Here is a 22,968-nt window from a genome sequence, read left to right as displayed (position 1 = left end):
CTCTAAGTGGCCAGCCAGCTTACCTCTCCTAAGAGGATGCCTCCTCCGCCAAATATCTCAGTAACGCTGAATTTGTAGCTGGGGTTGGGTGTTCTTCACCGCCAAAATTCGCTTAACAATCTAAACTACGGAGGGAAATTAACTCCTCCAATGATTCCTTTCTCCTCAACGAGGAACTACTGGGCACTATTTCATTGAAATAGGCCCTTTTCAAAAGAATTTATATGTCTTGAGTTAAGCGAAAGCTCAACCTTATTTTCGTGATCAAGCATTTAATGGTAGCCTACTCGTCAAACAACGGCTCGATTATCAAAGGGATTTGTAAATTTTTGTCGAATACTCTTCTATTATAACATTTGACAAAAAAGGCGAAGTGGATGCTTAAAAATGGCAAGGTCACAATAACGATTATTTGTATCATTATCGGTTTCGTTGGGTTATTCATTAAATTTGGGGCTACCCCGATTTATCCGAAGGCAGTAAAAGGCGAATTGGATTTAACGCAATGGAATTTTGCCGATAACGGGTCTACCCGCCTGGATGGGGAATGGGAATATTACCGAAATCAATTGCTCACTCCGGACGATTTCGACCCGCTAAGACATAACGGCAAATTGCCGGATATGACGGGGTTCGTTCACGTGCCAGATAGTTGGGAGAAGTATGCGGTCGGGGGCTTGAGCGGTTCTTCGAATGGATATGCGACATTCCGGCTGCATGTTAATTTGCAGGGCGCCTCCGGGCAGATCTACGGAATCAGGCAGATTAACATTAAAACAGCCCACAAACTGTTTGTAAATGGCAGGGAGATCGGTTCCGGGGGCATTCCAGGGACGAACAGGCAGACGACGTTTTCCGTCAATACACCTTACGTTCAATTTTTGCAAATTGACGGAAACCGTGCTGACATCATCGTTCAAGTAGCTAATTTTCAGTACTTTCAGGGAGGCATCACCCATCCGATATATTTAGGGTATCAGGGAGACATTTTGTCCATGCGGGAGTTTGCGGTGGTGGAGGATTTATTAGCCACATCCTGCTTTTTGTTAATCGGCGCTTATTTCATTGGTCTCTTTTTGATGAGAGGACGAGAGCGTTCCTGGCTCTATTTTGGTTTGTGCTGTATAGCGGTCTGCGTATATTTGGCGACTCACGGAGAGAAAATTGCGGCGATGTTTGCGCCGGGGATTCCCTTTGAGCTCTTTTTGAAAATACAAACGATCTCCGGTGCAGCATCCGAATTATTTCTCCTGCTCTACGCCATGCAAGCTTTTCCGGGATTATTTAAGAAAGTCGTCATGAAAGGGTTCGGATTGACTCTTGTCGTGAGATTTCTGCTTATTTTGCTTACACCCGCACCGGTCTTCAGTAAAATGGGCAGTGTGGGACTGGTGCTGGCATTTTTCGAGATCCTATACGTCGCTTATGGAATGTCTGCCGGCATGATGCGACGGAGGGAAGGCTCGTTGTTGATGCTGATCAGCGCGTTGTCGCTTCTAATCATTGAAGTCGCTTCCGCATTGGACATTTTGGGGATTGTATCCGTCCTGTCCCTTCAGACTGCCGCTTGGATAAGTTTTGCCGTTGCCCAAGGGTTGTTTCTGTCAAAACAGTTTGTGAATACGTTCAAGAAAGTGGAGACTCTTTCAGAGCGGCTCCGATATATGGACCGATTGAAGGATGAATTTCTGGCCAATACATCCCATGAATTGAAAACGCCACTTCACGCCATCATCAATATTGCCGGATCGCTGCTTGAAGGCGCGGCAGGTCCAATGTCGCCGCATCAGAAGACGAATGTCGCCATGATCAAAGATACCGGCAGGAGGATGGCCAACCTGTTAGGCGATTTGCTTGATTTCTCCAAATTGAAGAATGGAGAGCTTGTTTTGAAGCGGAAAGCAGTAGCTTTGCAACCGATTGTTCGCCTTATTTTTGAGATGTTTCGCCATATGGCAGGGGACAAACCGGTGCAATTCGTTGATTTTCTGAACGATCGTCACTATGTTTATGTGGATGAAGACAGGCTCGTCCAAATTCTGAACAATCTGGTCGGTAATGCGCTTAAGTTTACGGATTCAGGTCAGATTGCCGTATCCGCGAGGGAGAATGATGGTTGGCTGGTGATTTCCGTATCGGATACCGGCATCGGCATTCCGCAAGATAAGCTGGAAGTCATCTTCGAATCGTTTGAGCAGGCGGGGAAGGCGGTTGCGATGGAGTACGGCGGAATGGGGCTCGGACTCAGCGTTACCAAGCGATTGGTGGAATTGCACGGAGGCAGCATTTGGGTGGAATCCCAACAGGGAAAAGGGACCGTATTTACCTTTACAGTGCCATCCGCAAATCGGGAAGACGAGAAACTGTCCGATCCGGGAGTGAATTGGACGAATGCTTTGCAGGAGTTGGCTGCGCCCCAAATAGCGTCTTCGAACAAGATTCGATTGGAAGGGGAAAGCATCTATACGATCCTGATTGCCGATGACGATGCTGCCAATAGACAGGTGCTGCTCAATCTATTGTCCGTAGAGAAATATACGGTCATTGCTGTTTCCAGCGGGATGGATGCGATTCGCGAGATTGAGATGAACAGGCGTATCGACTTGGCGATTATCGATTTGATGATGCCCGGAATGTCAGGCTATGAAGTGTGCCGGAATATTCGCAAACGATACTCATTGTCGGAACTCCCGGTACTGCTGCTAACGGCTAGAAATCGTCCGGAGGACATGGTGACGGCTTTTGACTCAGGTGCGAACGATTTTCTAGGCAAACCGATCGAGGCTGGCGAATTAAAAGCTCGCATCCGGACACTGCTTGAATTGAAGAAATCAGTTAGCGATTTAATTCATAGCGAGATGGCTTTTTTAAGGGCCCAAATTAAGCCCCACTTCCTGTTTAACACGCTCAATACGGTAATTTCGGTAAGTCATACAGACGTAAGCAAAGCTCAGGATTTACTTGTTGAATTGAGCTTGTACTTGAGAAGCAGCTTCGATTTCCAAAACCGGGAACAACTCGTCTCGATCCAAAAAGAGCTGGAACTCATAGAGTCTTATCTGTTCATCGAAAAAGCCCGCTTTGGTCAGCGCCTGCAAGTCATCTATGACATCGACGAGGACATTCGCTGCCGTATTCCGCCGCTTATTATTCAACCGATTGTGGAGAATGCCATTCGGCACGGCGTGATGAAATTGCCGGAAGGGGGAGTCGTGCGAATTTCCATGAAGGCGGACCGAGACTGTCTCGTTATTGTCGTATCGGATAATGGACCAGGAATTTCAGATGAAACGAAAGCATCTTTGTTCCAAGGAAAAAGCGGAACGAGAGGAGTTGGACTCGCCAATATCGAAGGGCGCTTAAGGACACTCTACGGAACGGGTCTAAAGATCGATAGTGTGTCTGGAGAAGGTACGGAAGTTATGATTCGCATTCCGAATTCGATGGGGATGAGGTGACTTATGCTGCGCGCAATATTAATCGACGATGAGCAGCCCGCACTGGATTTGCTTGAAAAATTGTTGATCACGATCGGCAACATCGAGATTGTCGGGACGTTTACGAAACCGGGCGAAGCGATAAGTAGGTTATTGCAGGAGCGCATGGATGTCGTGTTTTTGGATATTGAAATGCCTGGCTTGAACGGGATTGAAGCCGCTGAACACATCATGGCGATTGACCCCGGGATCGACGTGGTATTTGTGACGGCTTATCATCATTATGCCGTCGAGGCTTTTGAGCTGAATGCCATCGATTATGTGCTGAAACCAACCACTGTAGAACGCTTAAGGAAAACTATTGCGCGGACCATGTCAAAACAAAGCGCCGCTAAGCAAGAGAATGTGGGGCAAACAAGCAAGTCCACATTTATCTGTTTTGGCCGCTTTGAATGGATGCGCAATGAGAAAGCGGAAACAGCGTCTCCGGTAAAATGGAGAACATCCAAGGAACGCGAATTGATGGCGTATCTTGTTCATCACCGGAATACGTTAATTACGAAAGAAAAAATTCTGGAGGATATTTGGCCTAATGCAAATTTGGAGCAAGTTACCGCATTTTTGCACACCTGTATCTATAGCATAAGGAAAAAAATAGCGAGCGCCGGCGACAACTATAAGTTGGAGTTTCATAACAACTGCTATCGTTTGGAGATACGCGGTGTTGAATGTGATGCTGCCGGATTTGAGCAGGTTGCTGGCAGTGAAATGGTCATAACTCCAGATACTATCGGAGAATTCGAGAAGATCGCAAACCTTTACAAAGGGAATTATATGGAGGAAGATGGTTTTGTTTGGGCTCAGGAAGCGCAGGAGAAATATAAAAGCGATTATATTGAGTTAATGAGACGAATGTCGGATTACTATCTATCTGTAAATGAGTTCCGTGCGGCGGCACAATGTTTGCACAGCGCCCTTCGCCAAAATCCGTATCTTGACGATGTCAATGAAAGGGTACTGCTGGTGTACGCGAAGCTGGGGGACCGTTTGTCTATGATGAAGCATTATGAACGATTTACGAAGCTACTGCAAGATGAACTAGGAACTCTTCCATTAAAATCCACGGTTCGATTATTTACCGAGCTGTACAGCGGCAACGCCGACCAGGGCTGAGGTTGCTACAATGATTCAGAGGATTTTGCAAATATCTGGGCTGATTTAGAAGAAGTGTTATACCAAAAACACGAGCCACTGGCTTCGTGTTTTTTTGTGCTGTAATCAATACCGTCAATCAGGATGAAAAAGCAAACCGCCGGACTTTGCATTTTCGCGCACTTTACTCGGAGAAGCTGCGTAATGTTTGCCAAACGCCCGGCTGAAAGAATATAAATCGGGATAACCGAGCGTCATTGCGATTTCCGAGATCGAATGCCGCGTTTGCTGCAGAAGTTGAAGCGCCCTTTCCATACGGAGTTTTTGCAAATACTGAATAGGCGTCATTCCGATCTGCTCGGCGAATATTTTGGAGAAGTAAGCCCGGTGAACTGAAATATATGCAGCGACGTCTTGCACATTAATATTTTCGGTATAATGCATATTCATATATTCAATGCTTCGGGGAATCCAGCTAGCAGGACCTACATCGGGTTCGTCGGTGTTTTTTTGCGGGATCATAAGTCCGAATATGCGGTAGATCGCCGCAATCAAATCGACTTGGCGCCGACTGCTGTTATCCTCCTGTTGACTGAATAGATGAACGAGCGATGTTTCGAGTTCTTTCCCGATCACACCCGGAATATAAGGGGCAGCCGGACGGAAGCCGGCTTTCTCGAGCAGCAGCGCTGTTTGACCGCCATCGATGGAAACCCAAATCATTTCCAACGGCTGGTCGGATTGAACAATGAAATGGTGGTATACGACACCTGGATATGCGCAAAAAACATCGCCCTTAGTTAACTCGATGTGCTGATCTCCAAAGCGATGACGAACCTTTCCGTTTATAACAAAATGCAATGCGTAATAATCGATCATACGCTGCGGGAAGCGATAATTCGGGCCTGCTTTGAGACGTCCCATCCGGACTGGCCATAAGCCGCCGTTCAAGGCCAACTCATCTACGACATAATTGCGTGATTCTTCATATTCGTCAGGATGCTGCCGTTTGCCCATGTCTTCGTCCCCACTTCCTGAAATCAGTCTGTTGACAGTAGGGTAAAGTATAGCATTGACCTTACAAAATGCCAAACTGAAATTGCGAATTACCATTTTCGGGCGGGCCGTTCAGGTTTTATGATAGGGAGGTAAAAAAGATGGGGAGATGAAATCATGAGTTTAATAGAGGCGACGCCCAAGAAGACAAAGCAGCGCAAAGGGATTGGCGTTATTGATAGCGATATCCATCATACGTTTCAGGACATCAAGCAGCTGTTCCCTTATTTGCCGCGAAAATACAGAGAGCGTATTGAACTGTGGGGACCGAGTCTTGGCGGGGGGCCGGGTACGCTGAACGGAGGCAGTATCGGAAAAAGAGCCGATTCTTTCCCTCCAAACGGCGGTCCAGCCGGTTCGGATCTGGATTTCATGGTCGAGCAGCTTTTGAATCCATTCGATATCCGCTACGGGATTTTGACCGGTGAATTTATAGCGGCCACGAACACGGCTGATACGTATTACTCGGCTGCGTTGTGCTCCGCTTTCAATGACTATACGATTGAGCATTGGCTCGAGAAGGAGCCCCGATTCAGAGGCTCCATCTATCTGCCGATTCACGATGTAGCGGCATCGGTTCGGGAAATCGAACGGCTCGGCTCCCATCCCGGAATGGTTCAGGCGTATGTTCCGTCGGGTTCGCCTCATCCTTACGGAAATAAAATGTATCATCCGATCTATGAGGCTTGCTTGAAGCACGGCATCAATTTCACTATGCATGTAGGAGCTATAGGCGATGGGATGAACGCGCCCGCTACGAATGTCGGTTATCCATCTTACTATATTGAATACCGCGCGGCACGTACCCAAGCTTACATGGCCCATATGGCCAGCTTTGTCTTTGAAGGCGTATTCGAAATATTTCCTGAGCTGCAGGTGGCTTTTATTGAAGGAGGCGTCTTCTGGGTCGCTCCTTACTTGTGGCGTCTCGACCAGGATTGGAAAGCGCTGCGCGAGCAGACGCCATGGGTGAAGAAGAAGCCTAGCGAATATTTGCTCACCAACATGTACATCGGCTCCCAACCGATTGAGGAAACGCCGAACCGTCAAACGTTCGATACGTTGTTCGAGGCTATGCACGCGAAGGAACGGCTGCTCTTCTGCAGCGATTATCCGCACTGGGATTTCGACTCGCCGAAACTCGTTTTCCCAAAAATGGACAAAGAAACGACAGATAATGTCTTTTACAATAATGCTGCCAGGTATTATGGTCTGCCGATACCTATGCCGGACAGAACGGAGGAGTAGCGATGGCGCAACATTATGTAGGAACATGGGATGAATTCCTAGACGGCGAACCCAAAATTGTTGATGTAAAAGGGCGAAGCGTAGGCATTTATAAAGTATCCGGGAAACTTCATGCCATTCTTAATTACTGTCCACATCAGGGGGCGAGTTTATGCAAAGGACCGGTTACATCATGGGTCACATCGCCGTTGCCCGGGCAATTTGTATATGAACAAGAAGGGGAGATCGTTCGTTGTCCCTGGCACCATTGGGAATTTGACATTAAAACCGGTGCTCTTGTTGTCGATCATAAAGTCCGCACGAAAACTTACGAGGTTTTCGTAGAAACGTTTGACTTGTCGGTAGAGCAGGGAAACGTATACATCGAGATGTAGCAGATCTAATGAAAACCTTATCCGAGAACGGGAAGACTGTTTGCAGGTCTTTTGTTCGGATAAGGTTTTTACTTTAAGTAGCAGTTTCGCGACCTTACAAAATGATAAACGGAAGTTGATCTTTTTGAGCTAGGGGGTATAGATGTTTTGAACCTGCGTTTGGATACAAACCTGCCGTTCTTAACATACTAATATCAAAATTTTATATGGCAGTTAATTTAAAGTATCTGGAGAGGATCGATAGCATTGAGTGTTGCAAATAAGGAAACAGCAAGCAGTTCAATCAGAAAAGGGCCTATTTTGTTTGTTATGATTTTGGGGGCCTTCTTGGCCACATTGAATCAAACGGTTATGAGTGTTGCAACCCCCGAACTCATGAAGGACTTTGGTATTACGGCCACAACCGCCCAATGGCTGACAACCGGTTACCTGTTGGTTAACGGCGTGCTGATCCCCATTACGGCGTACCTCATGCAGCGATTCAGTACAAGACAGCTGTTTCAGGCTTCGATGATCATTTTCCTTCTCGGTACTGTAGTTGCTGCAATTGCAGTCGACTTCCCAACTCTCCTTACGGGCCGAATGATTCAAGCAGCTGGTGCAGGCATTGTTATGCCCCTCCTCTCAATGGTTATTTTAACGCTATTCGAGCCCGAAAAAAGAGGGGCCGCAATGGGCATGATGGGACTTGCCATCATTTTTGCTCCAGCCATTGGACCTACACTAGCGGGTTATATTTTGGAACACTACAAATGGGAGGTCATGTTTTATGGCATGATTCCATTTGCTGTTATTGTTATCGCCTGCGGGTTCATTTTTTTGAAAAATGTATCCCAACGAATCAACGCTCGCTTCGATATACTTAGCGTCACTTTCTCTACCATTGGATTTGGCTCCCTGCTGTATGGCTTTAGCAGAGCGGGAAGCTTGGGTTGGTCGAGTACGGAGGTTCTTGGAACAATTGCTGTTGGTGTTGTTTCGCTTATTATTTTCTCCTGGCTTCAGTTGACATCTAAGACTCCTCTGCTCGATTTGCGGGCATTCAGTTACAGTATGTTTTCCTTGACAACGATCATCGGTATCGCAGTGACCATGATTATGTATGCAGATATGATGCTGCTGCCGCTTTATTTACAAAATGCACGAGGATATACCGCTCTGGAGTCCGGACTTTTGTTGCTTCCTGGAGCTCTCGTGATGGGTTTTCTCATGCCTGTAACCGGTAAAATGTTCGATCGATTTGGTGCAAAATGGTTGGCAATCATTGGATTGCTCATTACGATTGGAACAACGCTTGGTTTTGTCGAATTAACAGACTCAACGACTTACACCTATTTGGTGCTCATGTCTACTGCACGGCGAATTGGCATGGCTTTATTATTAATGCCAATTCAAACCGCAGGTTTGAATCAATTGCCACCACGATTGAATCCTCATGGGACAGCAATCTCAAATACCATGCGTCAAGTAGCGGGAGCTATCGGTACCTCTCTGCTTGTAACTGTCATGAGCGATCGAACAAAAACGCATCTTCAGGATATGATGGCTAATGGTGGAGCAGCTGCGGGTGCAACACAGGCTCAAATGATAACAAATGCAACCATAGAAGGAATTAACGATGCCTATCTTGTTATTGTTGCCATTGGTGTTGTCGGTCTGGTGCTGTCCTTCTTTATCAAAAAAGTAAAACAAGGTACTGATGAAGTTCCATCACTACAGGAAAGTGAAATAACGCCTGCATATAAACCAACAGAACGAGTTGGAGAAATTAAATATGCGGCTCAGCACACGGCTGCTGATAATGAATTTCGTAATGCAATAAAAGGTTTTTCAAACAAATCTCAATCTGCAAAAAAAGATATGTTTTTTAACGATAGTGATTACAGGAAGGCTCTTCACGGGTTAAAGGGAAATGAGAAGGATGCGAGTGATGCGGTTGTCATTGACGATAAAGCCTATCGAGATGCGCTAAAAAAACTGAAAGAAGAGTCAGACCAGCTTTAAGTTTTTAAGAGATGGGCTATGGGAAATAGGGACAAAACTACTGTATGTAGGAGGGAATACGATGAAGATTTATATCGTTTACGATAGCGAGGTTGGGCATACAGAAAAGCTTGCTCGATCTATTGCTAAAGGCGCTAAAAATGTGGAAGGGACAGAGGTTTTTATCCATCATGTCAATAACGCAAATGTAAGGGATCTTGCTCAGATGGATGCAATTATCTGGGGATGCCCCGGACACTTTGGCACCATTAGTTCCGGCTTAAAAGCTTGGATAGATAGGCTCGGTTCGTTATGGGCGGAAGGAAATCTAGTTGATAAAATCGGTGCAGTATTCTGTACAACAGCAACCGTACATGGTGGCATCGAGGCGACTCTACTTAATTTGATAACACCGATGTTACATCAAGGCATGATGGTTGTCGGATTACCGGCTAGTATTCCAGGGAATGCTTTTTACGGCAGTTATTATGGAATAGGGGTTACCTCTCCTGATGAAGATACCGATGATGAGCTTAGTCATGCACTTTATGACAAGGGGATCTTATTAGGCGAATCTTTAGGTACACGCGTGGCTAATATGACCAAAATCTTTTTAACCGGTAGGGAGAATCTTTCCAGATAAGGCAGCTGATGATGTTCAGCTGTTTTTTTTCATTGACCGTTGGATAATAGATTAGAATTGATATTCATCCCTGAAATGATATATTAAATATATCAACATAAAGCGTTAGGGTGAATAAGATGGAGACGCATTTATACAAACAGTTGTATATGCATATCGTGCATGAGATTCAACAGGGGAAATTAAAGACTGGGGATCGTGTTTCATCCGAAAAAGAATTGGCCGAACAATTTGGTGTTAGCCGCATTACTTCTAAAAAGGCGCTCGAAAGGTTGGCAGAAGCGGGTGTTATCAAACGTATCCAGGGAAAAGGGTCGTTTGTGGCGAATGGTTATACTTCGAGTTTGGAGCAAATGCGCCAATCGGAGGAAAGAACGAATGCGGAGATCCCTGCTCAAGAAAGACCACTCATTGGATTAATTATTCCAGGCTTTTCGGATGAATATGGGTTGAAGCTTCTTCAATCCATGGAAAAGCAGAGCGCGCGGCATGGGTGCGATTTAATCATCAAGAGGACTGGCGGCAGCAAAGAGGATGAAGAGCAGGCGATCCAACTTTTTGTCAGATTAGGTGTCAAGGGATTAATCGTGACCCCCGTCCATGGCACGCATTATAATGCGGAACTCATTCGTCTGGTCTGGGACAAGTTTCCTGTTGTATTGGTCGATCGGTATTTGAAAGGCATTCCGGTATGCTCCGTTTATACGGATAATAGAAAAGCAGCGGAAGAACTTACGCTTCATCTCATCGGGAAAGGCCATCAAAACATCGGCTATCTATCTCCACCGGTCGAAAATACGTCAGCGCTGGAAGATAGGCTTTTGGGGTATACGTTGGCTTTTACCCGGGAAGGATTGAAGTTGGATCAGGATTATTGTTTAACGAATATTACAGGGACCCGTTCAGGTTCATGGGCAGAGGATTTAGAGACGCTCAAAAGTTTTTTGGAACAAAACATCCATGTAAAAGCATTTGTTGTTTCGGAATATTTGGTCGCCACCATGTTGGCTCAAGCCATTGATTCACAAGGAAAGAGGTTGGAGACCTACGATATCGTGTGCTTTGACTCCTTAAACGATTTTTTGGGAAAACCAATTTTCACTCACATTAGGCAAGATGAGAAACGGATGGGCGAAGAAGCGGTGGACTTGTTGGTCTCGCAGTTATATGGAGAAGTTGTCACTGAACAGAGAATTGTCGAACATAGAATGATTGTGAAAGAATAGCAAGTAAATTTATGAACAGAGAAACCGTGGAATACAAATTCCATGGTTTTTGTTTTTCTAATTTCTCTATCGCTGTCTACTACCGTCGAAACAGCAAAATTTTGTACATGCATGTCGCAAAATCGTAGTGGACATGGTAGATTTGCCCATATTATTATACTTAGTATACAAACACATTTACCGGCTTGTTTGTATCAGGAAGTGTCATACTATTCTTACTTTTCTGAGGAGGTAACAGTATGTATCGGAGCAATAAAAAAATGTTATCCATCTCCACCTGTGTCTTGTGTGCAACTGTGTTATTCGGCTGTTCGAAGGGGACTGAAACGACAAACACCACAGCCAGTACAACGGCCCCGGCAGCAACTAGTGCAGCTACAGCTGCAGCAAAGGAAACGAAAGCACCCGATGCTGCAAAAAAAACCATCACCATCACATATAGAGACGATGGTACTGGTGAGAACGGAACGCTCTTCAAATGGTTTAAAGATGCGGCTGCCAGCTATCCGAACAAAGATGTCATCATCAAGCAGACGCCGATCCAGGCTTCTGAAGGTGATTACTTCGCGAAAATTGCGCTAGCCCTCAAATCCAAAGACACAGCACCGGATATCGTTACAGAAGACACCTTCATGTTAAACTCCGATGCCAGCGCCGGCCTCTTATCTCCTCTGGATGACAAAGTAAAAAGCTGGGCCGACTGGACAAATGGTTCCTTCATCGAAGCGATGAAAAAAGGGGTAACAGCCGCCGACGGTAAAATTTACGGCGTACCGTATAACACGGACTCCCGGGGACTCTGGTACAACAAGCAAATTTTCAAACAAGCCGGATTGCCTGAAGATTGGAAACCAAAAACTTGGGATGAAGTCTTGAGCGCAGCAAGAACAATCAAGGAAAAAGCAGCCAAGGACGTTGTACCTTTCTGGATGAACATGGGTAAAGCGACTGGCGAAGCGACTTCCATGCAAACTTACGAAATGCTGCTTTATGGAACAGGCGAAAGACTTTATGATGATGCGACTTCAAAATGGACCGTTAAAAGTCAAGGTATTGTGGATGCGCTTACATTTGTCGATACCATTAACAAAGAGAAACTTGGCCCACCTCTTTCCAAAGTATTGAACGGCCAAGCGGGCAACTCCTCTGCTCGTGAATATTTGCCAAAGGGTAAACTCGGTATCTCCTTGGACGGTTCCTGGATTGCAGGCAACTATCTGCCGAATGGTGCAGCTCCATGGCCGGAGTATAAAGACGTGTTGGGCTTTGCTCCAATGCCGACAAGTAAAGGTCAAGCTCCTGGTACCATTACATTAGCTGGCGGGTGGGCGCTGTCTGTTCCTGCTAACGCTCAACATAAAGACGAGGCTTGGGACTTCATCAAATATGCCCTTAACAAAGAAAACACGCAGAAACTTGTAATTGCAAGCGGTAACATTACGGTTCGGGCCGACGTTGCCAAAGATCCGGGTTATACGCAAATGCCGTTTAATGCCATTGCTACGGATTATTTGAAAAATGCAGAGTTCCGACCTGCTCGTGATAAATATCCAGAAGTATCCACACAAATTCAGGCTATGGTTGAGTCTGTAGCGACAGGCACCTCACCTGCCGATGCGATGAAGAAGTATCAGCAAGACGTAACCCGTATTGTTGGAGAGGATAAAGTCAGCGTGAAGTAATGGCAACACCTTGCCCTGGCGCCCTATTTCAGACGGGGGTCAGGGCAAGCTTGGTTTGCCCTACATCCAGGGAGAAAGGAGAGAACTATGATGAGCAGTTCGGCAATCCCGATAACCTCTAGAAAGACGTACACATGGTTGTATTTTTTATTTCCTTCGTTGGCCGTTATGCTGGTTTTCTTCATTTATCCGATCTTGCTAACGTTTTTCTACTCATTTACGAACTTGGCATTGACCGGAGAATCGGCCAAACAGCTGAAATTTGTTGGTTTTGACAACTATGTCCGCATGTTTGCGGATCCAACCGTACGAGTCAGTATCTGGAACACGTTAATTTTCCTAATCGGCTCAGCTGTCATCGGTCAACAAGTGCTGGGATTTCTAATCGCAATCTTGATGAAACGTAAAAATAAAACGTTCCGCCGTGTGATTGGAACTGTCGTTCTCGCCGGTTGGGTCACACCTGAAATTGTCTGCGCATTATGTCTTTACAGCTTTTTCGGCGACGAGGGTACGTTAAACGCCATTCTAAGTACACTAGGCATTCCCACGGTCACATGGCTATACACCGTTCCGATGCTCACGATTATTTTAGCCAACGTCTGGCATGGAACAGCCTTCTCTATGCTTGTCTTTCAAGCAGCACTTGACGATGTTCCGAAAGAAATCGAGGAAGCGGCGCTTGTCGACGGAGCATCACGTTGGAAGATTTTAACTTCCATTATCCTTCCTTATATTAAAGGCACCATTACTACCAATGCGATGCTGGTCACTTTGCAGACCCTGGGCGTATTTGGCCTCATCTATGCGATGACCGGCGGGGGTCCAGGCACGGCAACGACGACCTTACCTATCTTTATGTACAACCAGGCCTTCATTAACTATCAGCTCGGTTACGGCACGGCCATTTCATTATTACTCTTGCTTCTGGGTATTGTGTTGAGTTTGTTCTATATCCGCACTTTAAAAGAGTAAAACCACAAGGAGAGTTGGTATGACTGAGATCTACCGTAAAGTCGTTTATCGCACCTTGCCCTACGCAGCCCTCACCTTTATCGGCATTTGTTTCCTGCTACCACTCTTATGGGTGCTAGTTGCCTCCGTGGATCCTAATGCCATGCAATCGCTCAAGGTTCCCAGCTCTTTGACAGCAGGCAACTATATCGATGTGATCACTAGTCGCGCGAACCAGCGCGCATTTCTAATAGGACTCTTCATTTCGGTCGGTCAAGCTTTGATTGTCGTTATAATAGGTCTGCTAGCGGCTTATCCACTTTCCAGATATCAATTGAAGTATAAAAAGCCGTTCATGTTGACCATCTTATTCATGACCTCACTGCCGATCACAGCCGTTATGGTCCCAGTGTATCAGTTGTTTTTGACTTTAAAGCTTTATGACAATATTTTCGGTGTCATTCTTTTTAAAGTCGCCTCGGCCATGCCGTATGGCATCTGGATGCTCAAAAATTTCATGGATTCCGTACCGAACGAGTTGGAAGAAGCGGCATGGGTGGACGGTGCGTCCATTCTAGCAGGCATCCGCAGGATCGTCACTCCATTGATGATTCCGGGCATATGCACGGTTGCTATCTTTACCTTCTCCGGCAGCTGGGGGAACTTTTTCGTTCCCTACATTCTCTTGAGTACGCCTGAGAAGTTCCCGGCAGCGCTCAAGTTATATCAATTCTTTGGGCAGTACGGCATGGTGAGTTATGGCAAATTAGCAGCGTTTTCTACGCTCTATGCCATTCCGTCCGTTATCATGTATATTCTCTCTCAGCAATTTATGTCCAAAGGTTTTGGCCTTCAGGGCGGGACTAAAGGGTAGGGTGAATGGTTACCATGCTTCAATTAAGGTCGGAGCGATCCAGGAACTCATTGGAGAGGATAACACAGCTTCCCCTTCACGGACTGGAAATTATCAGACGCAGCGAGCAAATGAAGGAGAGGGAATCTATGATGAAACGATTGATTGTCGGAGACTTCATGCATGAGCTGGCCACTACGCGCCTCATCCTGGAGCGTTTGCCCGAGGAGCATATGGCGTGGAAGCCTCATGTAAAATCGATGACAGTAAGCGGGCTGGCCACGCACCTGATCAATCTGCTGAACTGGCAAGTGGCTATTTTTCTTTACCCAGAATTCGATCTTTCGACCGTTCCGCTTCGGCGCGAACCTTTGGAAAGACGCGATGACATGCTGGAGGAATTCGACGCGAACGTCGTCAAGCTTGAGAATCTGTTAGCCGAATGTGACGAGTTGACGCTCGGTGCGGAATGGACCTTGCGGAACGGCGACCATATCATCCTGCGCCAACCACGGGCGATTGCGCTTCGGACCTTCGGAATAAGCCACATGGTTCACCACCGGGCGCAGCTCGGCGTTTATTTGCGGCTTCTCGATATTCCGGTGCCGGGAATGTACGGTCCCTAGGCCGATGAGGAAGTCAAATAAACGAAGACTCGACGGCATTGAACTAACAGGGAACAATAAGAGAATAAACAGGGAGCAGATTGCCGCGGCAGCTGCTCCCTGTTTTCATATTTATTGCGCGGTCAAAATTTGTGGACCTTCAGCCGTGATGGCGATTGTATGCTCGTATTGAGCGGCCAGCTTGTTGTCTATCGTCCTTGCGGTCCAGCCGTCCGGATCGATGGTCATGAAGTAGCTGCCTTCGGTAATCATGGGCTCAATCGTAAACACCATACCCTCCTTGATACGGAGGCCTTTTCCAGGCTTGCCGACATGCATATAAGTCGGCTCTTCGTGCAGATCGCGGCCGATGCCATGCGCGAGAAGGTCGCGCACGACGCCGAAACCATGTGATTCCGCATGGCGCTGAATCGCGCTCGTCACGTCGCCGAGTCGATTGCCGGGGCGCGCCTGTTTGATGCCCAGATCAAGACATTCCTTCGTGACGCGCATCAACTTCTTGGCCGTCGGCGAGATCTGCCCAACCGCGTAACTCCAGGCCGAATCGCCTAACCAGCCATCTAGCTCAGCGACAGTGTCGATCGTCACGATATCGCCTTCCACAAGTGGCTTATTACTAGGGAAGCCATGTGCAATCACATCGTTGGCGGAGGCACAGGTCGCATAAGGATAGCCCTTATAGCCTTTCTGATATGGCTTTGCGCCGTGCTTCAACATAATGTCCTCGAAGATGCGATCAATTTCGTAGGTAGTGATACCCGGTTTGATAAGCGGGGCGATTGTGCGATGGCATTCAGCCACCACTTGGCATGCTTTACGGATAGCCTCGATTTCATGCTTGCTTTTTAAAATGACCATGTTCGTATCAGAGCTCCTTCGTAATAGCTTGCATAGCGAGTCGGGCGATTCGATCGACGTCCAGGTCGGAATTGCCTGCATAGTAATGCAGTCCACAACAACCGACAAGCACGGCAAGCATATGGTCTATGTTGTCGTCTTCGCACTGGGCGATTGATTGGAGTGGAACATACAGCCGTTCCATAAATTTTCTTTTGGCGTGTTGTCGATCCCTTTCAGGCAAGCCTGCATAATGTTCCGCTGCCATTTTGTACACGAGATATGCGCGGGCATCCGACTGCCACAGCAGGAGCAACGCTTTGCAATAAGTCAACAACTGCTGGTCATCCGGGGGGCTGCCGCTGGTGTTCGCCCATTTTGCGATAACTTGCTCGCATCGCTCGAAGCCGCTTTCTAACACATCTTCTATTAATAAATGCCGGTTGGGGTAATAATGGTATACCGTGCCGTAACCAAGGCCGGCCTCGCGGGCGACGTCGCGAATATCAAAGCTTCCGCCCGTGCGAAAGTAGGAGAGCGCTGCGACATCCAGGATCTGTTCTTTGCGTTGTAGGCGTATGAGCTCATTTTGTTCTTTGGTACGGGGGGACATAACGTGTTAACCTCCTAGTATAGACCTGCAAATTTGTCGATATAAAAAATAGTAACGCATGATGGTAAGAAATGCAAAAGATTTGTTGTTGAATTACGACATGACGGCAGTCCTCATGCGTGGGGTGTTGACCGCCGCCATTCGTCGGCGACACCGCGCGCCCAGGAATTGAAGTAACGGGAGTTAAGTTGAATATTGGATATAATATGATGCAATCGTTTAAAGGAGGAGTATGAAATGGAGAAAGTAATACCTTTTTTAATGTTTCAAGATGGGAAGGCGGAAGAAGCGATGAGTTTTTATACTTCGCTCATTGAGGATTCTGAAATTACAAACCTTGTTAGGTATGGTCCTAATGAAGCTGGAGATGAAGGAACCATCATGCAGGCTACTTTTACATTAAAAGGGCAGGAGTTTATGTGTATTGACAGTCATGTTAAACATGCGTTTTCCTTTACGCCTTCGTTTTCGATTTATGTTGCTTGTAATACGGAGGAAGAGATTGATGAGCTTTATGGGAAACTTAATGAAGGGGGACAGGCTCTAATGCCATTAGGTAACTATGGGTTCAGTAAAAAGTTTGGTTGGCTGAACGACCGATTTGGAGTTTCGTGGCAAATAAATTATCTGTAGACTCATGTTAACTAATGGGAGTAGTTAGTTAAGTTAGTTCGTGGAGCAGATGCCATTATGGCATCTGCTCTTTCTGTCGTTAAGCGAACGAGAATAGTGGAGTAGTGCAGTCAATTTCTCGTAAGTTATTTCCTGGTTTTTACAACTAATTGGAATATACCATTGTAAGAACTGAAGAACCAAGATCTGGTTATCATGATGGGCATTGGAATGGGGATTTTGCTATGACAGCGCTCTGTGATTGTAAATACCATTTTTGGAATGAAGGAGCAGAAAGGGTAAGTGGAATGAGTTGGTATATCTTTTACCTAGATAAGGAAACTATTAGGATGGTCTATAGCTAGTTCTGGGAGTGGTCCCTAATTCGCTGATATTGAAATAAACAAGACCTATTCTTTATGTAAACTTGATTAGACATGTGTTGTGATTTGTTGGAAAATGTTACTCAGTGCATTCTACGAACTGGGGGAATATAAAAGATGGAAAATACGGGACTTAGTATGGAGCACTATCGATCTGATGGGCTTAGTGGCGATATTCAAATTCGGCAAAATCCTATAATCTTTAGAATTTTAGTGACGTCGATATTCGCATTACTCATAGTGTTCCTTTGTCCTTCGCTTACGAAGGCAACTGCATCAAATGGTACTATTAATGTATTATTGAACGAAAAAACTTTGGCGTTTAAAGATCAATCTCCAGTGAACATCCAAGGCACTGTTTTTGTCCCCATGAGAGGTATTTTTGAGGCTCTTGGAGCCAAGGTAACCTGGAATGAGAAAGAGAGATCAGTAACGGGCACTTTACAAAATAAGTCTGTTTTTTTGAGGTTAGATTCGCGTGACGCAATTATAAATGGCGATAGCGTGCGTCTAGCAGATCCTCCCGTACTATTGAATACAACGACTATGGTACCAATTCGTATCGTAAGCGAGGGATTAGGAGCTGAAGTATTGTGGAGTGGAGAAAACCAAACTGTCTTTATTTCCTCTATGATCACAGGATCGGACTCAAAAGTGGGACCAGCTGCTGAGAAAGATGAAAATACTGCATACGGGAATGCCACCTCAAATACACAACAATTGGGACTTGTTGTCGAGAAGGATGGGTGGATATACTATGTCTCCGTCAATGAACAGGGCAAATTTGAACTTGGACGTATGAGAACGGACGGCACTGACTATCAAAAGCTACTTGAAAAAGGTGTTTGTTCCTTGAATGCAGTTGATGACTGGCTATTATTTAAAGGTTGTGTTGGGGATAGAAGTGATCATATTTATAAAATGAGATATGATGGTACGGAGCTTACAGAGGTTGATAAAAATACAGTTTTTGTTCGCTGGATGTATTACTACAATGGCTGGATATATTATGTGTCAGCCGATAAAAATGGTATTAATCGAATGAGAATGGATGGAACTTCAAATGAGGAAATTAGCGCAGATTTTCTTATTAATGTCTCATCCACGATTGGAGATGACTGGATCTATTATACAGACTCTCTTAATAAGAAGTTAAAGAAAATGAGGCTAGACGGGTCAGATGCACACACTATTTTCGAAGACAGGATTGCGCTTGCTTTAGTTGTCGACCAGGGATGGGTATATTTCTCTGAACAGCCAGCGGGGGGATCCTTAATAGAGAGGGTAGTTACAAGAATGCGATTAGATGGTACGGAAGAAGAACGGATAGTAGGTGGTGACGAACTCATAAGTGTAAATAACTTTACCGTACAAAACGGTGTGATTTATTACGTGAATCTTTACAATATGTGTCTATATAAGCGAAATATTGAAGATGATAGTGCGGCTACCATGGTCACGAACAAACAGATAAAAAGGATCTATACGATTACAGATGGCTTGTACTTACAGTCCTATGAAGGAGATTGGTACTTTGTTGATAAAGATGGAAATATTTCTTTTAGTAGGCCAGTTCGTTCAGTGCAGTAGAAGATTTTTTTATACGACTTGACCTCTACTACCAATATCAGTCGAAAATTATAGTTGTTAATATTGATTTTGGTACATATTAGAGAAGAAAGAGGTAAGCTGTCTACTAGAATTATACAAGTTGCTTACGTTCATGGAATACGACAGCAATTACACGACGAAGAAGCGACGAGCACAATTGATATTCTTGATGAGAAGCACGTATCAAACCCTTTTAGTCCAGACTGCGCAGCTCACAGGCAAGAAATCTAGCACACCTCATAGAACACTACATTAAAAGGGGATCAAGTAAAAAATGAGTGACATATTTTTAATTTTAGTACTTATCAGCATCGTGGGTATATTCAGTCCGACACTACTAAGCAAGTTTATCAAAAAGGTGTTAAAGCGCAGATACTATGTACTTGCAACTATCGTGTTTTTCGTAGCTTTCGGCGTTTCGTCTGACAAGGAAACAGCTAAGTCCACTAGTTTGCCGATAGCGACGACACCGGCAAAAGCTATACCTGCAGCTACTATAGATCCTGTGAAAGCTAAAGCCGATGCTGATGCAAAATTGAAAGCTGACGCAGATAAGAAAGCTAAAGAGGAAGCCGATGCTAAAGCCAAAGCCGAAGCAAATGCAGAAGACATGTCAGCCATGGAACCTGGCAAAAAGCTAATGGTCGTTACGGATGTATTCGATGTTATTGGGAAAACAGAAGCTGAAGTCATTGATTGGAAGGGTGAGCCGGAAGAAACCCGTAAATCTGAATTCCGATTAAGTGGAACGAATATAAAGGTTCCGGCAAAAACATTGATATATTCTAAATTCGGAGACTATGAATATTTTCTAGTAGATGGAAAGGTGCAAAGATTTACCTATACCACGAATCCGAATATCGTTTGGGGATTTGAAGAAAAAAACCTCCATGACTTTATGTACACCTTTGGGCTTAAGGATGCAAAGCTAGTCGAGAAAAATGAGAAAGTCGCCGTATATAAGCATGATAAGCTTTATGATATAAGGGTGTTTAATGATGGCGGGAATATTAGCTATCTTTACATCATTGCTGACGAAAAATATAAATAATGTTCTTAATTTTTGATTGAAGCAAATAAAGATCCGAGCATGAGGATGAAATGAAAAGTCATGTGTAAAAGTCACTCTGCTTTGTTTTATTAATTGACAAAGAAATATTCGAAACGCTTAATAATTATAATCTTTGATATGATGTGACACGCTAATGAACCCACCAAAACGTTTACCGTTCGGGTGGGTTTTTTATTGCAACATGCCGATCAAGCATCACGCTAACGGGCAGATAACTATATAGGCTTTTGCTCATTTTTCAATCCTTTAATTAGGCAACCGCATAGGATAAAAGGTAAACAATGAAATTATTGGAGGAACATATGAATATGTACCGTAATTCGTACTATCACTATCAATGGCATAATCCTATGCATTGCAGCTGGAATAACCTAAGATGGAACTATAATTGGTATCCTCATTATTACAATTGGAACAATACCAACTGGAATCGTTATGAAAACATAAAATTGACAGATTATGGACCAAGACCATTTGTAGTGAATATTGACCAAGCTACTAAGCAAAACGATAATTACCGAACCGCTTTATGGACAGGGAAACACTATCAAGTGACCCTAATGAGTATTAATGTTGGAGATGACATTGGTTTAGAAGTTCATCCCACAACGGATCAATTCATACGTATTGAAGAAGGTCAGGGCCTTGTTCAAATGGGTGATAGTAAAGAAAATTTGGATTTTCAAGAAATGGCCTTTGATGACTATGCAATTATGATACCTGCTGGAAAATGGCACAATGTAACGAATACAGGTAATAAACCACTTAAAATTTACGTTATCTATGCACCACCTCAGCATCCATATGGTACAGTTCATGAAACCAAAGCAATTGCAATGGGATCTGAAGAAAACCACTAAATTTAGGGTACAACGTCAAAGACGGGTCATTCCGCTAATGCAGAACTATAGAACAACGACACCAGGCTGCCGGTTAGATCGGCAGCCTTACTATGCAAACTGGCAGTAAAGCTGCACAAGAGGTGTTTTATTGAACAATTCGAATATGTTTGAAAACGTATTGGTTAAGGTTGCTAATTGGTTATTAAAGAACTAATTTTCGATGTTCCGCGGGAGGACTTGCAACCAATTTCCCTCCTCATTTTTGGCAATAACTTACAGAAGAGTTGAATACACCTTATGAAAAGCTACTTGATATTAATATCTTAGCTTGTTGAAACTGAAATTTCATCTGATTCATTATCTAAAGTCTCTAATATTAGCTTGCAACTTATCGCGCATTAGGAATGGCTTTATTTACATATAAATAAAAACAACGTATAACTTTGGATAAGTTATACGCTGTTTTTTGCATTTTGATTGTCCGATGCGAGTAGCGGTACTATTCTTGTTTATTACCCTTATTCTTATCGTGACCTTTGCCGTTCTCTTTTTCCGCGCCGTCATTTCCGCTATTGTTCTTTTTTTCTTTTTCTTGTTCGGATCTGTTATCTTCTTTGTTATCTTTATTCTTTTTTGTATGATCTGCTTTTTCCTCGCCAGAGTCTTCTTGTTTTTCCTTGACAGAAACAGAATCGTTTCTAACTTGTGTTATGACTGGTGATGGAACCGATGAGGGAGCTGCTGATGGCACTGCTGATGGAACAATCGAAGCAACGGGTTGTTGTTCAGCTTTAACTGTTACATCCTCATTCGTCTGCTCCTGATGCGTTTTCTTTTCGATTTTGGATAGCTTTTTATCTAAATGGTCAAACGATTTTTCTATATTTTTCATTAGAGCTGACTGTGCTTTCGGATTACCCACTTTTTCCAATGCTGAAGCCAAAGCTAGAATGTTGTGCTGCAGATCGGTCTTTACCTTCAGTACCTGCTCAGGATGCTTCACTTCCTTCTCAGGCACGTTCACCTCTTCGATATCCGTTTGATCAGATTCTGTTGTCTGCTCAGTACCCGAGTCTGCTGTGATTGTAACCTCTGCATCAGCATCCGCCGATAGTGACGCCGTTGCAGCGGGTGTAGACGTTTCGGTTGTCGTTAATCCGGAAGCCTGTTCTGTTTTTTGAATCGCAGATTGTTGTGTTTCTAGCGATTTCTGAAGAGACAGATTCGCTTCATTCGTTTTCCCCTTAGCTAATAAGGTATTCGCTTCTGCCAATCGTTCTTGGGCAAATGCGGCAAGCAGTCTTGCCTCTTTTACGTCATTTACGGTAAGGGCTAATTGAATATTTTCATATATGGTTTTTACAAAGTAGAAGAAGTCTCCAGGAATCAGACCCAAAGTCTCCGTTCTTGATTGTGTAGAGTCAACTGTACTTTGGGAGGCATTCACTGATATAGGAGTAGAAGAAGGAGTAGGTGCTGGTATCTCCGAAGCCAACACACTGCTTGTGCCTACGCTAAACACGAGCATGCTGAGCATGACGCTCTTTGTAAGAAGGCTGTATCTTTTGGCTTCCTTTGTAAACTTTATTTTCATGTGTATTACCACCTTTTGTATGCATTCTGTCGGCCGATACTAAGGTATACGAGAACTACGATTAATTTCAGGGGGCAGGCAGATTTAAGAACGTGGGAACGCTCAGTTTATGACTTCTTTATTTAATTCAAGAATATACCCTCACAAAATTTACTAACTATGCCGAATAT

Annotated in this window: 19 protein-coding genes; 15 read left to right on the top strand and 4 right to left on the bottom strand. The window is 44.6% G+C overall.

Going from position 1 to position 22,968, the window contains the following annotated elements:
* The first annotated feature begins 377 nt into the window (after positions 1-377).
* Both PCH02S_RS28055 and PCH02S_RS28050 read left to right on the top strand, forming a co-directional pair.
* The gene (locus PCH02S_RS28055) at positions 378-3,458 is read left to right on the top strand and encodes a hybrid sensor histidine kinase/response regulator (protein ID WP_127457405.1); all 3,081 of its coding nucleotides are present in this window, start codon (positions 378-380) and stop codon (positions 3,456-3,458) included.
* A gap of 3 nt (positions 3,459-3,461) precedes the next feature.
* A complete protein-coding gene (locus tag PCH02S_RS28050) occupies positions 3,462-4,610 on the top strand; it encodes a response regulator (protein WP_127457404.1) in 1,149 nt (382 codons plus the stop codon).
* A 114-nt stretch (positions 4,611-4,724) separates the two neighbouring features.
* Here PCH02S_RS28050 and PCH02S_RS28045 read toward each other — a convergent pair whose 3' ends face one another.
* Entirely contained in the window at positions 4,725-5,606 is an 882-nt protein-coding gene (locus PCH02S_RS28045) for a helix-turn-helix transcriptional regulator (protein ID WP_164819768.1), read from the bottom strand.
* A 156-nt stretch (positions 5,607-5,762) separates the two neighbouring features.
* Between PCH02S_RS28045 and PCH02S_RS28040 the strand changes: the two genes are divergently transcribed.
* From PCH02S_RS28040 to PCH02S_RS28000, 9 genes are all read left to right on the top strand, one after another.
* Positions 5,763-6,893 carry an amidohydrolase family protein gene (locus PCH02S_RS28040; RefSeq protein WP_127457402.1) on the top strand — a complete coding sequence of 377 codons (1,131 nt, stop codon included), beginning with the start codon at positions 5,763-5,765 and terminating at the stop codon, positions 6,891-6,893.
* Positions 6,894-6,895: 2 nt separating this feature from the next.
* On the top strand, positions 6,896-7,267 hold the full coding sequence (locus PCH02S_RS28035; RefSeq protein WP_127457401.1) for a Rieske (2Fe-2S) protein: 372 nt from the start codon (positions 6,896-6,898) through the stop codon (positions 7,265-7,267).
* A 309-nt stretch (positions 7,268-7,576) separates the two neighbouring features.
* Positions 7,577-9,271, top strand: coding sequence for a DHA2 family efflux MFS transporter permease subunit (locus PCH02S_RS28030; RefSeq protein ID WP_127457412.1), 1,695 nt, complete (start codon positions 7,577-7,579; stop codon positions 9,269-9,271).
* A 61-nt stretch (positions 9,272-9,332) separates the two neighbouring features.
* On the top strand, positions 9,333-9,893 hold the full coding sequence (locus PCH02S_RS28025) for an NAD(P)H-dependent oxidoreductase (protein WP_127457400.1): 561 nt from the start codon (positions 9,333-9,335) through the stop codon (positions 9,891-9,893).
* A 119-nt stretch (positions 9,894-10,012) separates the two neighbouring features.
* Positions 10,013-11,119 carry a GntR family transcriptional regulator gene (locus tag PCH02S_RS28020; protein WP_127457399.1) on the top strand — a complete coding sequence of 369 codons (1,107 nt, stop codon included), beginning with the start codon at positions 10,013-10,015 and terminating at the stop codon, positions 11,117-11,119.
* 239 nt (positions 11,120-11,358) lie between these two features.
* Complete coding sequence (locus tag PCH02S_RS28015; protein WP_127457398.1) at positions 11,359-12,801, top strand: ABC transporter substrate-binding protein; 1,443 nt, start codon at positions 11,359-11,361, stop codon at positions 12,799-12,801.
* Between the two features lie 87 nt (positions 12,802-12,888).
* Positions 12,889-13,776, top strand: coding sequence for a carbohydrate ABC transporter permease (locus PCH02S_RS28010; protein ID WP_407670137.1), 888 nt, complete (start codon positions 12,889-12,891; stop codon positions 13,774-13,776).
* Between the two features lie 19 nt (positions 13,777-13,795).
* Entirely contained in the window at positions 13,796-14,629 is an 834-nt protein-coding gene (locus PCH02S_RS28005) for a carbohydrate ABC transporter permease (protein ID WP_127457396.1), read from the top strand.
* A 128-nt stretch (positions 14,630-14,757) separates the two neighbouring features.
* Positions 14,758-15,234, top strand: a complete 477-nt coding sequence (locus PCH02S_RS28000) for a DinB family protein (RefSeq protein WP_127457411.1) — start codon at positions 14,758-14,760, stop codon at positions 15,232-15,234.
* A gap of 111 nt (positions 15,235-15,345) precedes the next feature.
* Here the strand turns inward: PCH02S_RS28000 and map are convergent, their stop codons facing one another.
* Both map and PCH02S_RS27990 read right to left on the bottom strand, forming a co-directional pair.
* Entirely contained in the window at positions 15,346-16,092 is a 747-nt protein-coding gene (map, locus tag PCH02S_RS27995; RefSeq protein ID WP_127457395.1) for a type I methionyl aminopeptidase, read from the bottom strand.
* Positions 16,093-16,099: 7 nt separating this feature from the next.
* Positions 16,100-16,684 (bottom strand): TetR/AcrR family transcriptional regulator, encoded by a 585-nt coding sequence (locus PCH02S_RS27990; protein WP_127457394.1) that lies wholly within the window; start codon positions 16,682-16,684, stop codon positions 16,100-16,102.
* A gap of 237 nt (positions 16,685-16,921) precedes the next feature.
* On the opposite strand from PCH02S_RS27990, the gene PCH02S_RS27985 reads away from it, so the two are divergent.
* The 4 genes from PCH02S_RS27985 (at position 16,922) to PCH02S_RS27970 (ending at position 21,222) form a co-directional block, all read left to right on the top strand.
* A complete protein-coding gene (locus PCH02S_RS27985; RefSeq protein ID WP_127457393.1) occupies positions 16,922-17,317 on the top strand; it encodes a VOC family protein in 396 nt (131 codons plus the stop codon).
* Between the two features lie 479 nt (positions 17,318-17,796).
* Positions 17,797-19,269, top strand: coding sequence for a stalk domain-containing protein (locus PCH02S_RS27980; protein WP_127457392.1), 1,473 nt, complete (start codon positions 17,797-17,799; stop codon positions 19,267-19,269).
* A gap of 295 nt (positions 19,270-19,564) precedes the next feature.
* Positions 19,565-20,341: a hypothetical protein gene (locus tag PCH02S_RS36175; protein ID WP_176589897.1), complete on the top strand. Its 777-nt coding sequence runs from the start codon at positions 19,565-19,567 to the stop codon at positions 20,339-20,341.
* A gap of 329 nt (positions 20,342-20,670) precedes the next feature.
* On the top strand, positions 20,671-21,222 hold the full coding sequence (locus tag PCH02S_RS27970; RefSeq protein ID WP_127457410.1) for a cupin domain-containing protein: 552 nt from the start codon (positions 20,671-20,673) through the stop codon (positions 21,220-21,222).
* 481 nt (positions 21,223-21,703) lie between these two features.
* Here the strand turns inward: PCH02S_RS27970 and PCH02S_RS27965 are convergent, their stop codons facing one another.
* Positions 21,704-22,798, bottom strand: coding sequence for a DUF5667 domain-containing protein (locus tag PCH02S_RS27965; RefSeq protein ID WP_127457391.1), 1,095 nt, complete (start codon positions 22,796-22,798; stop codon positions 21,704-21,706).
* Positions 22,799-22,968: the final 170 nt, after the last annotated feature.

It is taken from the genome of Paenibacillus chondroitinus NBRC 15376, assembly GCF_004000765.1.
Classification (GTDB): Bacteria; Bacillota; Bacilli; order Paenibacillales; family NBRC-103111; genus Paenibacillus_E; species Paenibacillus_E chondroitinus.
The sequence above is the reverse complement of the archived record's forward strand: the minus strand, read 5'-3'. Positions and strand labels throughout refer to the sequence as shown.